A 12,127-nucleotide genomic window follows, 5' to 3' on the forward strand; every position below is an offset into this window, starting at 1 on the left:
TTAATAATTTGCCAAAATACATTTGCCGAAGAAATAAAACCATTGCCACAAGGTGATACCTGGCGCAAATATATTGCCCTGTCGCTGCGCGATGAAGAAGGGCTTGAGGATGGGCTGTTTAACCTGCGGCGGATTGAAGCAAACAGTAGCATTGCTTACGTTTGTGGCTTAATAAAAGACAAAAACGATAATTTTCTGACGGATGGGCAAAATCAATATCATCTTTATGACCGCGTGATGGCGATAGGTTATCGCTGGAGTTGGGGCAGCGTTGTGCGCTTTGATAAAACCATTGCTTCGCCGCAGGATGTTCACTGCCATTATGGTAAAAACGTACCGCTAACGTCTGCGCTCTTACGCGAGCAGGTCGCCGCGCAAGGGCGCAAAAATATTTGCCAGCCGGTAAAAGCCAGCGACCCGCTGCGAAGCGATATTCTGAACGGCCTGCGCGCCAGTTATATTGGCGACAGCAATAGCTTAACCCTTAACGGCCCGCTGCCGACGGTAAAATTTATCGTCGAAGACCTTTGCGCCACGGAAGATTATGCTTACTTTTTGGGTAAGGCGACGGGAGATAAAACGAGTTTTTTTATCCATGATGACGCCAATAATCGGCTTCGCGTCGTGTTGAAAAAATCCCCGGATGGCGTGTGGCGCCCGCAGCCGGAAAACAACCTGCTGACACAACAATCTAAAGTGAGCAGCGGGTACTATAGCGATGGCACGCTGCGAGAAACCGATTTAGCGCAACTGGCGCAGGCGTGCAGGGTGGAGGGAGACACCGTTAACCTCACCGGCACGCTTCGCCAGCAGGGGGACGGCGAGTCCGCTTACTGGACCCTGACCCCGGATAGCCCCCTTACCTGCGTGCGCGATGCCAATAAGCAGCAGCCTGGCTGGAACCAGACGATGCAACTGGTGCTAACCCCACAAGAGCGGGAATCGCTCAACAATTTGGTCGGTAAAAAAGTCAGCGTCGGCGGCGATATTTTTCTGGCGCTGAGCGCCTCGCATCATACGCCGCTGTTACTGGATAATATTTTTCGCTTAACGGAAATAAAGTGAATGAGAAAGCTATGGGTTATAGGAATGCTATTGATGCTATGCGGCAACGCTGATGCGGCGGCTAAATTACAGTATTTACACGTTACTAACGGTGGGATGATGGCATTTTACGATGACGGTAACGCAAAAATGTGCGCGCGCTGCGAACCGATGGTACAGAATCTCAAATCAATGAATAACAAGGCGCCTTATGCCCGTTGGAAACAAATGGGGGATGTCATAAAACTGAAGTCGCCAAATGGCGAGAGTGATTATGAATTTTACCAGCAGGGTGAAATTCTTTCTACCTGGTGGATTTTTAATTATAAGACGCTTCACGCGCTCGTGGATTTGAGTGAGTAAAGCGTTTTATGCCATCATTCGTACATGGACGATAAAGAATAAAACGTCACTGCCAGATTTTCCGCAGGCCGGAAATTTTTCTGCTTAAATTCCAGCGTAGTGGCGTTAATCCGCGTCAGCGGCGGCTGAAAGCAGGTGGTTATCGCATCGCCGTGAAGGCGCAGCGTAAACTCGCCGATGTCTCCCTCTTTCCACGCGGGATCACCGGTTAGCACCACATCCATCCGGTTTTGCCCCAAAGCGCCTGCCGGGCCTTGCTTCGTCATTAACTGATCCAGCGCCTGCTGTATTTGCTGGCGGTTTTCCGCTGTCGGGCAGGTGTTGTTATTGTCCAGCTCATCCGTTGACATTAGCGCGCTGAGTGACACGCTCGGGGTGTAAACCTGGTGGATCGTCACCGCTTTCCCCGCCGGAAAGGTCTGTTGCCAGATGAAGTTGCGCTGGATAGTAAACTGCGGCTGATTATCCTTAAACCATTCCGGCGGCAGCGCCGGGAGATCCGCCGGAGGCGAAAATTCACCATCGCTTAGCGCGGCGATCAGTTGCTCCACCGTCCAGCCAGCCTGCTGAAGTTTATCGGTGATCTCTTCCTGCGGAGCATTCAGTACTACGGTCCAGCGTGGTTGCGGGGTCACGATCTGACCATCGACGCGGATTTTAATGTTGCGGATGCCGGGGATGTAATCTTCACCGGCTTCGTCAACGTCGCTAAATGACAGCGGCGGCATGGGGAAAACGACAGGAACGGTAATATCCTGCGCGGTCGGATTCACAAACAAATAATCAGCATTAATCCGCTCGCGTTCAATTAACAGACGCTCTTTCGCTAGTTGAATATCGCTCTGTGCCAGTAAATGCAATGAACTATTCGCCACGGCCTCATTGGCTTGCGCCGGATAAGGCAATACTGCCAGCAATAACGGGAAACCGAACGCGATCTTTTTCATGAGCAAATGATTACTGATAATAACGCAAAGCGCTATTATGGCACCCTCAATGCAATTTTTCGACGGTCACGTTCATGCGTTATTTTTTATTGGTGTTGATGATGATTTGTTGCAATTTATATGCATCAGATATGTTCCCGCTGAAGCCTGATGAAAATCCACGCGGCGCTATTGCATTAACGCTACGCGAGGAGGTTGGGCTATTAAACGCCCGCTTCGATATCAAGCGGATTGAAATCAACGAGACGCGCGAACTGGCCTATTTTTGCGGCCTGCTAAAAGATACTGACGGTCAGTATATTAAAGATGAAGATGATAAATATTATCTCTTCGATCGTATTCTGCTGGACAGCGGTACCGAAGGGTGGGTGAGTACGGTTTACCTGGATGAAGAGTTTAGCGCGCCGGAGCAAGCAAAGTGCCACTTTGCCGGGAATGTTGACCTGAAGTCACAGGAATTATGCGCGCTGGTGAAACAGTACGGGCGCATCGCAGCTTGCCTGCCGGTAGAAAAAGGCGATCCGTTGCGCACGCAACTGCTTGACGCGGTACGTGAAAACTACGTTGGCGATCTTAATCGTAAAACAACGCTGAATAATACGCCTGTGCCATCCTTCGTGGTGACGCAGCTATGCGCGGCGCAAAAATATGCCTATTTTTGTGGCGAACCTGCCAATGCCGATGCTGATTGGTATAGTCAGGATAGTAAAAAGCTGGATGTGGTATTGCAGAAAGACGCTAATAACACATGGTGGTTGCCCGTTCCTCAATTTCAGGGCATTAGTCGCCAAAGCTCACTGGCCTGGTGTAACCACAGCACCGACATTTTGCCAGTCAAAACGGTTGAAGAAATGGCGAAAAAACGGCAACAGCGCTGCGTGCGGGAAGGCGATACCGTGTCATTGCGCGGAATACTGGCAGAGCAAAAAAGCGGCGCGCAGCGTTATTGGGTGGTTAAACTCGAAGAACCGTTAACCTGCGTCCAGGATGCCGACATGCGGACAGCCGACTGGAATGGGCAAGTGCAACTCTTGTTGAGCGATGAGATCATAGAAAGAGTTAAAGTACAGTACGGCGACGATTTGTTAAACCAAGAAATTGTTGTCACAGGTGATGTTTTACTGGCATTAAGTTCAGATCACCACACGCCACTGGTACTGGAGAATATTGTGGAACTCATGCCCGTGATGGAGGGGCCGGGCTGGTGATGTGAGACTCCCCATTTTTAATGACTGCGTTATTCCGGCGCATAATAAAAGGTCATCGACAGATCGTTTTCCGGCTTCTGCGGAGCTGGCGGCGGTGGATACCTACCGTTACCTGAACTTCGACCAGCTCTCTCAGTACACTGAGAAAGCAGATGGGGTGATTTTCCAGACTGCGGTGTAACAGAGACGGGCCCGGATTTCCGGGCCCGAATGGCGCTTCTTATTTATTATTACGCTTCACTTCCCGTAGCCCCGGCAAATACGTAATTACCCCGCCCATTATTGCCCCGGCTACAATCGCTGGAATAAGCATAATCAATACTTCACCATATATTAATGGCAGTATGCTTATGTCAAAACCATATCGCGCAAAATTAAACAACGTCGTGATCAGACCACCTGCAATGGCGCAAAGGATCATCCTGTTAATTATTTTTTGATATAATTTCAGGGGTATCAGCGCGCAGGCGACACCGGTTAACCATGCGGGGAGGAGACTGTATATCCAGCCGGTAATAATCACTAATTCTGGTATTGTTCTGCAGAAATAGAACAAAAATGAGTCTGGTCCGCCAATAATGGCGGGTAAAAAGTTTATGATACCTATCGCGATGGCTGCGCCTATTAACGGCCCAAACAGAATAAACCAACCGCTATGATAAATTATTCGTCGAAATACAGACATAATGTATCCTTCCTGAATTTTCCTTCAACCGTCTGACAAAAAATACAACTCACTACGGCTTCTCTGCTGATATCGCCCATTGCTGGAGCTCAGTTGAAAAGCGCTTATCAAGTAGCCAACAATTTCATGACAACGACCCGGATGATAAGGAAGCGTCTGAAAGACTAGCAGGCGTCGGCGTGGGCAGGGTATTGATGATTTCTGAAAAAACGCCAGAGGGACACCGGGCTGGTAATGCTATAACTGGATGAGGGGCAGCCATTTTTAATGCCTGCGCTCTTCCGGCACATAATAAAAGTTCATCTAAACGGCGCGCTGCCTGATGTGAAATTTGTCGTCGAGTTTTCGCTTAACGAAGATTAAGTGAATGTAAGCGTGATGGATGATGGACATTTCCTTGCGGCAACGCCTATATCCCCAGCACTTCCGGCACCAGCTCTTCCAGTTGCCTGACCAGTTCAGGGTCCATATAGCGGTAGTCATCGGGGATATCGAGTACGTGCAGGGGCTTATTTTCAATAATACGACGATATTCAGCCATCAACCGATCTTTATGTTTCTGCTCCATAACGCAGATAACGTCAGCCCACTGAAGTAACCCGCACGACACGCTTTTTTTGGCGTTGCGGCTGGTGCCGGCGGAACGGACGCTAAGGCCGGGATAGCGGCGGAACACCTGCTCCGCCGTGGGGCTGCGCCATTGATTACGGCTGCATATGAAAAGCACATTCATTAAATAAATACTCTTCCAGATCGCGCTTCGCTAACGGCGAGTTTGTGAGCCGTGGAGACTCAATACCCCACGGTGCGGCACGTAGCACTTTGTCGGAGCGCGTGTAGATATATTGAAGCGCTAGAGTGACTTTCTGTATGAATAATAAACCGTTTTGGCATTTTTATTTTATCTTTTGTGCGCCCCGCTGTTTTTCTTTCACCGTGCTGCGATAATTACCTCAAGGCGCAATGCGGTATTGGCGCATTGCCAGGGCAGAGGAAAACAATTATGGATTACGAATTTCTGCGCGACGTTACCGGAGGGGTAAAAGTACGAATGTCGATGGGCCACGAGGTGGTCGGTCACTGGTTTAATGAAGAGGTTAAAGACAATCTCTCGCTACTGGATGAAGTAGAACAAGCCGCGCGTACGGTCAAAGGCAGCGAACGCTCCTGGCAACGAGCAGGGCATGAATACACGATCTGGATGGACGGCGAAGAGGTGATGATTCGCGCCAATCAGCTGGATTTTTCCGGCGATGAGATGGAAGAGGGGATGAGTTATTACGATGAAGAGAGTTTATCCCTGTGCGGCATGGAGGATTTTCTGCGGGTCGTCGCCGCGTATCGGGAATTCGTCAGTAAAGCCTGACCCTCTCTTCGTTATTGTCCCGCAACGCCAGTCGATGGACAGTTGGGGGCGGTAGTGGAAACGAAATCACCACACATTCCAGCCGGGAGTATCCCGGCTTTTTTATTGCAGAATGATTTTTTGATTTTTATTAATCATTTTAAAACTGTGATCTGACGCGTTTGTGATCTTAATTTGATTGAATATAATCGTTATGATTTTATTCAATCACAACAAGCAACAGGCGGTAAGACCATGAACATCAAAAAAGCAATAGAGCGCGTACCCGGCGGCATGATGGTCGTACCGCTCGTTATTGGCGCAGTCATTAACACCTTCGCCCCGCAGGCGCTTGAGATTGGCGGTTTTACCACCGCCTTATTTAAAAACGGCGCGGCGCCGCTGATTGGCGCTTTTCTGCTGTGTATGGGAGCCGGTATCAGTGTGAAAGCCGCGCCCCAGGCGTTATTGCAGGGCGGGACGATTACGCTCACTAAGTTGCTTGTCGCCATCGGCATTGGCCTGGGCGTGGAGCATCTTTTCGGCGCGGAGGGTATTTTTGGCCTGAGCGGCGTGGCGATTATCGCGGCGATGAGCAATTCGAATGGCGGACTTTATGCTGCGCTGGTAGGCGAATTCGGCAATGAGCGCGACGTCGGCGCTATCTCTATTTTGTCTCTTAATGATGGCCCTTTCTTTACGATGATTGCGCTGGGCGCGGCAGGGATGGCGAACATTCCCATTATGGCGCTGGTGGCGGTGCTGGTTCCGCTAGTTGTCGGCATGATCCTCGGCAATCTTGATCCTCATATGCGCGATTTTTTGACCAAAGGCGGCCCGCTGCTCATTCCTTTCTTTGCTTTTGCGCTGGGGGCGGGCATCAACCTGGAAATGTTACTGCAAGGCGGACTTGCCGGAATTCTGCTCGGCGTGCTGACAACGTTCGTTGGCGGTTTCTTTAATATTCGCGCAGATCGTCTGGTTGGCGGAACTGGCATTGCCGGGGCGGCGGCCTCCAGTACCGCGGGTAATGCCGTTGCGACGCCGCTGGCTATTGCGCAGGCCGACCCTTCGCTCGCCGAGGTGGCCGCTGCTGCAGCTCCGCTGATTGCCGCCTCGGTGATCACCACGGCAATCCTGACGCCAGTGTTGACCTCCTGGGTTGCGAAAAAACAGGCGCGTCAGGCTTCTTTGGAGAAAAACGCATGAAAATGATGGTTATCGCCGATGATTTTACCGGATCGAATGATACCGGCGTCCAGTTGGCGAAGAAGGGGGCGAGAACGGAAGTCATGTTGAGCGCGTCGCAAAAACCGTCCCGCCGCGCCGATGTGTTAGTCATTAACACCGAAAGCCGGGCGATGCCCGCAGATCAGGCGGCATCTGCCGTTTATGCCGCGCTTTCCCCGTGGTGTGAGACATCGCCAGCGCCGCTGGTGTACAAAAAAATCGACTCCACATTTCGCGGCAATATCGGCGCCGAAGTGACGGCGGCCATGCGCGCCAGTCAGCGAAAACTGGCCGTTATCGCCGCCGCGATCCCTGCGGCCGGACGCACGACGCTTGAAGGAAAATGTCTGGTTAATGGCGTCCCGCTACTGGAAACAGAATTTGCCAGCGATCCGAAAACGCCCATTGTCTCTTCCCGCATTGCCGAGATAGTGGCGTTGCAAAGTGAGATCCCTGTGTATGAAGTCTTTTTGCAGGATGTCCGACGCGGTGGGTTAAGCGCCTTACTTACGGCTTATGCGGCTGAGGGCGAAGGGATTATCGTCGTGGATGCGGTGGAAGAGCGGGATCTGACGTTGATTGCGCAAGCGGCGTGCGAACAACCGTCGATGCCGCTGCTCGTCGGCGCAGCTGGTCTGGCGAATGCGTTGCCGGTTGAACTTTTTATGCAAGACCGGCAGCGGCTGCCGGTGCTGGTGGTGGCCGGTTCGATGAGCGAAGCCACGCGACGTCAGGTGGATAATGCGCTGTGCCGGGGACGTGCGGAGGTCGTGGATATTGATGCCGCGCGCATGGTGTCGGATAGCGCGGAACAGGAAATCGCGTCTGTCGTAGAGCAGGCCTGCGCGCTGTTAAGTCAGCATCGACATACGATATTACGCACCAGCCGTCGCGCAGAAGATCGACAGTTAATCGACGCGCTGTGCGAAAAATTCGCGATGAGCCGTCAGCAATTGGGCGAGCGACTGAGCCAGCGGCTTGGCGTCGTCACGTTAAACATTATCGAGCAGGCGCGGATTGGCGGGCTGTTTCTGACCGGCGGCGATATCGCTACCGCCGTCGCCGGCGCGCTTGGCGCTGAAGGTTATCGCATTCAAAGTGAGGTGGCGCCCTGTATTCCCTGTGGAACGTTTGTAAACAGCGAAATTGACGATCTGCCGGTCATTACCAAAGCGGGCGGATTCGGTTCAGACAGTACGTTGTGTGACGCGCTTTATTATATTGAGGAGATGTATTGTGGAGACTAAAACCGTTGCCATTACCATGGGCGATCCAGCGGGCATTGGGCCGGAAATTATTGTTAAAGCGCTAAGCGAAGACGGTCTCAACGGCGCGCCGCTGGTGGTTATTGGATGCCTCGCAACGTTGAAACGTTTACAGGCGAAGGGCATCACGCCGAACGTCGAGTTACGGGCCATTGAACGGGTCGCCGAAGCGCGTTTTGCGCCCGGCACCATTCATGTGATTGATGAGCCGCTGGCGCAGCCGGAGGCGCTGGAGGCCGGGAAAGTTCAGGCGCAGGCGGGGGATTTAGCGTATCGCTGCGTGAAGCGCGCCACCGAGTTAGCGTTACGGGGCGACGTACAGGCTATCGCTACCGCGCCGCTGAATAAAGAGGCGCTGCACCTGGCGGGGCACAACTATCCGGGCCATACCGAGCTGCTCGCGACCCTGACCCATAGCCGCGATTACGCGATGGTACTTTACACCGATAAACTAAAAGTGATTCACGTTTCAACGCATATCGCGCTGCGTAAATTCCTTGATACGTTAAGTACCACGCGTGTCGAAACGGTGATTGGCATTGCTGATACTTTCCTCAAGCGTGTGGGTTACGTTAAACCGCGTATCGCCGTGGCAGGCGTGAATCCTCATGCGGGCGAGAATGGCCTGTTTGGCGATGAAGAGACGCGTATCCTGACGCCAGCCATTACCGATGCCCGTGCAAAAGGTATGGACGTTTATGGGCCGTGCCCGCCGGATACTGTATTTCTCCAGGCTTATGAGGGGCAGTATGATATGGTGGTGGCGATGTATCATGACCAGGGACATATCCCGTTGAAATTGCTTGGCTTTTATGATGGCGTGAATATCACCGCGGGGCTGCCGTTTATTCGGACCTCTGCCGATCATGGCACCGCATTTGATATCGCCTGGACGGGAAAAGCAAAATCTGAGAGCATGGCCGTATCGATCAAACTGGCAATGCAACTGGCATAATTCCCTGTTATGAAAGGACAACACCGTCTGGATCTCATTGTGGCGTATCTGAAAAACCATACGCTGGTTACGGTAGAACAGCTGGTTGAGGCGGTTGACGCATCGCCAGCCACTATCCGTCGCGATTTGATCAAGCTGGATGAGCAGGGCGTGATCAGCCGTAGTCATGGCGGCGTGGCGCTGCGGCGTTTTGAACCCGCCCAGCCCACCACCAATGAAAAACAACTGCGATCGCCCGCTGAAAAACGGGCGATCGCACGCGTTGCCGCATCGCTGGTCAATGCTGGCGATGCCGTCGTGCTGGATGCCGGTACGACAATGATGGAACTGGCGAAATGCTTAACCCATCTTCCGCTGCGGGTCATCACCGTCGATCTGCATATTGCGCTGTTTTTAGCTGAGTTCCGGCAAATTGAAGTGACGATTGTCGGCGGTCGTATCGATGACAGCAGTCAGTCCTGTATCGGTGAGCATGGGCGTAAGCTGTTGCGCAGCGTTTATCCGAACATCGCGTTTATGAGCTGTAATTCATGGGGGGTAAAAACGGGCGTGACGACCCCAACGGAAGATAAGGCCGGGCTTAAACAGGAGATTATTGCTAATGCGCAGCGCAAAGTGTTGCTGGCGGACAGCAGTAAGTATGGCGCGCATTCGCTCTTTAATGTGGTGCCGCTTGAGCGCTTTAATGACGTGATTACCGACGTCAATCTGCCGCCGTCAGCGCAGGTTGAACTGAAAGGGCGCGCTTTTGCACTAACGCTGGTGCAGCCGGAGTGACAGCGCCGTCAGGCGCTGCCAGTGGTGAATCAGACCGCAGAAATATTGCGGCCGTAGTAAATCTCGCGCATCTCTTTCCACAGCGCGGCAGTGATCTCCTGGCGTTCGGTTTCAGTGAGATCTTCCGGTTTGGTGTGAAACATGTAGTGCTTAAGATCGAACTCTTTAAGCAGCATCTTGGTATGGAAAATATTTTCCTGATACACGTTTACATCCACCATGTCATACAGCGACTTCATATCTTCCGACATAAAATTCTGAATAGAATTAATCTCATGATCGATAAAGTGCTTCATACCGTTGACGTCGCGCGTAAAGCCGCGCACGCGGTAATCGATGGTGACAATATCGGACTCTAGCTGGTGGATCAGGTAATTGAGCGCTTTTAGCGGTGAAATCACCCCGCAGGTTGACACTTCGATGTCGGCGCGAAAGGTGCATAGCCCGCCTTCCGGATGGCTTTCCGGATAGGTATGCACGCAGATATGGCTCTTATCGAGGTGCGCCACCACGGTTTCCGGCAGCGGGCCGGGATGTTCGGTTTGATCGATAAGTTTCGGGTCGATCGGTTCTTCGCTCACCAGAATCGTGACGCTGGCGCCCTGGGGTTCATAATCCTGACGGGCGATGTTCAGGATGTTCGCGCCGATAATGGAGCATGTCTCCGACAGGATCTCGGTCAGTCGGTTGGCGTTATAGAGTTCATCGATATAGGCGATATAGCCATCGCGCTCTTCTGCGGTTTTGGCGTAGCAGATATCGTAAATACAAAAACTCAGGCTTTTCGTCAGATTGTTAAAGCCATGCAGTTTCAGCTTTTTCAATTTTTATCACCTCCTTAACGTCACTGTGCGGACAGTGCGTCATGTAGATATTGCGGTAGCGCAAATGCAGCGGCATGAATAGCCGGGTTGTAATAGCGACATTTGAGGCCGGCGGCATGAAAACGCGCCTGAATAATTTCGCTCGACAGGTGACGAAGAGCGTCGTTGTCCGTCGCCCAGGCGAAGGTCATAATGCCGCCGTAATAGGTCGGAATCGCCGCCTGGTAGAAGCCGACATCGCTGAAGTAATGACTCAGCTTGCGGTGGCTGTCGAGCGCTTCATCCTGTTGCAGGAAGCACACGCCGTTCTGGGCGACAAAAATGCCGCCCGGATTCAGGCAACGCTTACAGCCTTCATAAAAGGCGGAGGTAAACAGGCTTTCGCCGGGGCCTATCGGATCGGTACAGTCGGAAATGATCACATCAAAGGTCTGATGGGTCTGATTGACGAAATTCACGCCGTCGTCGATTACCAACGTAAAGCGCGGATCGTCGTAGCTGCCGGCATTGTGGTTGGGTAAATACTGGCGGCAAAACGAGACTACGCCAGCGTCGATCTCCACCATGGTGATGGTTTCGACATTTTTATGCCGGGTAACTTCACGTAGCATTGCGCCGTCGCCGCCGCCGATAATCAGAACGTGTTTCGCATGACCGTGCGCCAGCAGCGGGACGTGGGTCATCATTTCATGATAAATAAACTCGTCGCGTTCGGTGGTCTGTACCACGCCGTCCAGCGCCATCACGCGGCCAAAAGCGGCGTTTTCAAAGATGATTAAATCCTGGTGATCGGTTTTTTCATGATACAGAACGTTGTCTACGGCAAAGTACTGACCAAACTGGTCGTGTAGCGTTTCATGCCACATCGTATTTTCGGCCATTGGCTGATACCTCCATTGTTAACACCCGTAAAAAAAGGGCGCAACATCATAGCTAACAATGACCGTGGATGCACGGTCATTATTTCAGCAATAGGATCGCGGAGGATTATTTAACGTAGGCTAACAGGCTCAGAGAATCGCGGGCCAGAGCTTTGCATTTTTTAGCGACCGGAATACCGATGCCGCTAAGATCGCGGTAGCTGTCTTCGCCCAACGATTTCATATCGAAGGTGTCGTAGTTACTCAGGTCCCACTGATTTTGCTGGGCAAAAAAGACCAGCGCACGGCGAATCTGACTGTTGGGTAAATTTTGGTAACCACAGTCATTTTTCAGAAAAACGAAAACCGCCGTTAAATCGGCCATATCTTCAGCTTCGGATTCAGTAAGCGCATAGCTATTTGCGCATAAGGCCATCAGGCTGCCAAACAACACGGGTCTGAAAAACGTCTTCATTGCTTCTACCACGGCATCAGGGAAAGTCAACGTTAGCATACTGAGAACGTAGCGACGACTTTTATTATCAGGATTGGTCGCGGCGTTTTCATTCTTATTGTATTGCTGTCAGGAATGGTAAAGACGTGTTGCTGGCTTGACCTTCCCGT

14 protein-coding genes and 1 pseudogene are annotated in these 12,127 nt (G+C 51.9%); 9 read left to right on the forward strand and 6 right to left on the reverse strand.

Annotated features, from left to right (window positions below):
* The first annotated feature begins 42 nt into the window (after positions 1-42).
* Complete coding sequence (locus tag ACH0WD_RS10755) at positions 43-1,065, forward strand: DUF4431 domain-containing protein (RefSeq protein ID WP_223149434.1); 1,023 nt, start codon at positions 43-45, stop codon at positions 1,063-1,065.
* Positions 1,066-1,407 (forward strand): hypothetical protein, encoded by a 342-nt coding sequence (locus ACH0WD_RS10760; protein WP_001230267.1) that lies wholly within the window; start codon positions 1,066-1,068, stop codon positions 1,405-1,407.
* Positions 1,408-1,421: 14 nt separating this feature from the next.
* Here ACH0WD_RS10760 and ACH0WD_RS10765 read toward each other — a convergent pair whose 3' ends face one another.
* Positions 1,422-2,354 carry a DUF4424 family protein gene (locus ACH0WD_RS10765; RefSeq protein WP_000716800.1) on the reverse strand — a complete coding sequence of 311 codons (933 nt, stop codon included), beginning with the start codon at positions 2,352-2,354 and terminating at the stop codon, positions 1,422-1,424.
* A gap of 74 nt (positions 2,355-2,428) precedes the next feature.
* On the opposite strand from ACH0WD_RS10765, the gene ACH0WD_RS10770 reads away from it, so the two are divergent.
* Entirely contained in the window at positions 2,429-3,562 is a 1,134-nt protein-coding gene (locus ACH0WD_RS10770) for a DUF4431 domain-containing protein (RefSeq protein WP_001268541.1), read from the forward strand.
* A gap of 88 nt (positions 3,563-3,650) precedes the next feature.
* Positions 3,651-3,743, forward strand: a pseudogene (locus tag ACH0WD_RS10775) (hypothetical protein); the annotation flags it as partial.
* Between the two features lie 39 nt (positions 3,744-3,782).
* Here ACH0WD_RS10775 and ACH0WD_RS10780 read toward each other — a convergent pair.
* Both ACH0WD_RS10780 and ACH0WD_RS10785 read right to left on the reverse strand, forming a co-directional pair.
* Positions 3,783-4,247, reverse strand: coding sequence for a membrane protein (locus tag ACH0WD_RS10780; protein ID WP_000110435.1), 465 nt, complete (start codon positions 4,245-4,247; stop codon positions 3,783-3,785).
* A gap of 409 nt (positions 4,248-4,656) precedes the next feature.
* Positions 4,657-4,980 carry a low molecular weight protein tyrosine phosphatase family protein gene (locus ACH0WD_RS10785; protein ID WP_001101536.1) on the reverse strand — a complete coding sequence of 108 codons (324 nt, stop codon included), beginning with the start codon at positions 4,978-4,980 and terminating at the stop codon, positions 4,657-4,659.
* A 270-nt stretch (positions 4,981-5,250) separates the two neighbouring features.
* Between ACH0WD_RS10785 and yacL the strand changes: the two genes are divergently transcribed.
* The 5 genes from yacL to ACH0WD_RS10810 all read left to right on the forward strand — a co-directional run bounded on the left by yacL (position 5,251) and on the right by ACH0WD_RS10810 (position 9,819).
* Complete coding sequence (yacL, locus tag ACH0WD_RS10790; RefSeq protein WP_000384308.1) at positions 5,251-5,613, forward strand: protein YacL; 363 nt, start codon at positions 5,251-5,253, stop codon at positions 5,611-5,613.
* Positions 5,614-5,847: 234 nt separating this feature from the next.
* Positions 5,848-6,801, forward strand: coding sequence for a 2-keto-3-deoxygluconate permease 1 (locus tag ACH0WD_RS10795; protein ID WP_001022089.1), 954 nt, complete (start codon positions 5,848-5,850; stop codon positions 6,799-6,801).
* Positions 6,798-8,069 (forward strand): D-threonate kinase, encoded by a 1,272-nt coding sequence (locus ACH0WD_RS10800; protein ID WP_000783300.1) that lies wholly within the window; start codon positions 6,798-6,800, stop codon positions 8,067-8,069. The genes ACH0WD_RS10795 and ACH0WD_RS10800 overlap by 4 nt, the downstream gene beginning before the upstream one ends.
* Positions 8,059-9,042, forward strand: coding sequence for a D-threonate 4-phosphate dehydrogenase (locus ACH0WD_RS10805; protein ID WP_000448751.1), 984 nt, complete (start codon positions 8,059-8,061; stop codon positions 9,040-9,042). Before ACH0WD_RS10800 ends, ACH0WD_RS10805 begins: the two co-directional genes overlap by 11 nt.
* Before the next feature lie 9 nt (positions 9,043-9,051).
* Positions 9,052-9,819, forward strand: a complete 768-nt coding sequence (locus tag ACH0WD_RS10810; protein WP_000678254.1) for a DeoR/GlpR family DNA-binding transcription regulator — start codon at positions 9,052-9,054, stop codon at positions 9,817-9,819.
* A 29-nt stretch (positions 9,820-9,848) separates the two neighbouring features.
* On the opposite strand, the gene speD is transcribed toward ACH0WD_RS10810, so the two are convergent.
* From speD to ACH0WD_RS10825, 3 genes are all read right to left on the reverse strand, one after another.
* Entirely contained in the window at positions 9,849-10,643 is a 795-nt protein-coding gene (gene speD, locus ACH0WD_RS10815; RefSeq protein ID WP_000734276.1) for an adenosylmethionine decarboxylase, read from the reverse strand.
* A gap of 20 nt (positions 10,644-10,663) precedes the next feature.
* On the reverse strand, positions 10,664-11,524 hold the full coding sequence (gene speE / locus ACH0WD_RS10820) for a polyamine aminopropyltransferase (protein ID WP_000829968.1): 861 nt from the start codon (positions 11,522-11,524) through the stop codon (positions 10,664-10,666).
* 106 nt (positions 11,525-11,630) lie between these two features.
* Positions 11,631-11,978, reverse strand: a complete 348-nt coding sequence (locus ACH0WD_RS10825) for a YacC family pilotin-like protein (protein ID WP_000846613.1) — start codon at positions 11,976-11,978, stop codon at positions 11,631-11,633.
* Positions 11,979-12,127 lie beyond the last annotated feature (149 nt).

This window comes from Salmonella sp. 2020_1395 (assembly GCF_043848115.1).
Lineage (GTDB): Bacteria > Pseudomonadota > Gammaproteobacteria > Enterobacterales > Enterobacteriaceae > Salmonella > Salmonella enterica.

Bases quoted from the DNA above. Each gene is read 5' to 3' on its own strand.
- yacL (WP_000384308.1), top strand. From the start codon at position 5,251: ATGGATTACGAATTTCTGCGCGACGTTACCGGAGGGGTAAAAGTACGA.
- ACH0WD_RS10800 (WP_000783300.1), top strand. From the start codon at position 6,798: ATGAAAATGATGGTTATCGCCGATGATTTTACCGGATCGAATGATACC.
- ACH0WD_RS10785 (WP_001101536.1), bottom strand. From the start codon at position 4,980: ATGAATGTGCTTTTCATATGCAGCCGTAATCAATGGCGCAGCCCCACG.
- speE (WP_000829968.1), bottom strand. From the start codon at position 11,524: ATGGCCGAAAATACGATGTGGCATGAAACGCTACACGACCAGTTTGGT.
- ACH0WD_RS10770 (WP_001268541.1), top strand. From the start codon at position 2,429: ATGCGTTATTTTTTATTGGTGTTGATGATGATTTGTTGCAATTTATAT.
- ACH0WD_RS10810 (WP_000678254.1), top strand. From the start codon at position 9,052: ATGAAAGGACAACACCGTCTGGATCTCATTGTGGCGTATCTGAAAAAC.
- ACH0WD_RS10825 (WP_000846613.1), bottom strand. From the start codon at position 11,978: ATGAAGACGTTTTTCAGACCCGTGTTGTTTGGCAGCCTGATGGCCTTA.
- ACH0WD_RS10760 (WP_001230267.1), top strand. From the start codon at position 1,066: ATGAGAAAGCTATGGGTTATAGGAATGCTATTGATGCTATGCGGCAAC.
- ACH0WD_RS10765 (WP_000716800.1), bottom strand. From the start codon at position 2,354: ATGAAAAAGATCGCGTTCGGTTTCCCGTTATTGCTGGCAGTATTGCCT.
- ACH0WD_RS10795 (WP_001022089.1), top strand. From the start codon at position 5,848: ATGAACATCAAAAAAGCAATAGAGCGCGTACCCGGCGGCATGATGGTC.
- ACH0WD_RS10780 (WP_000110435.1), bottom strand. From the start codon at position 4,247: ATGTCTGTATTTCGACGAATAATTTATCATAGCGGTTGGTTTATTCTG.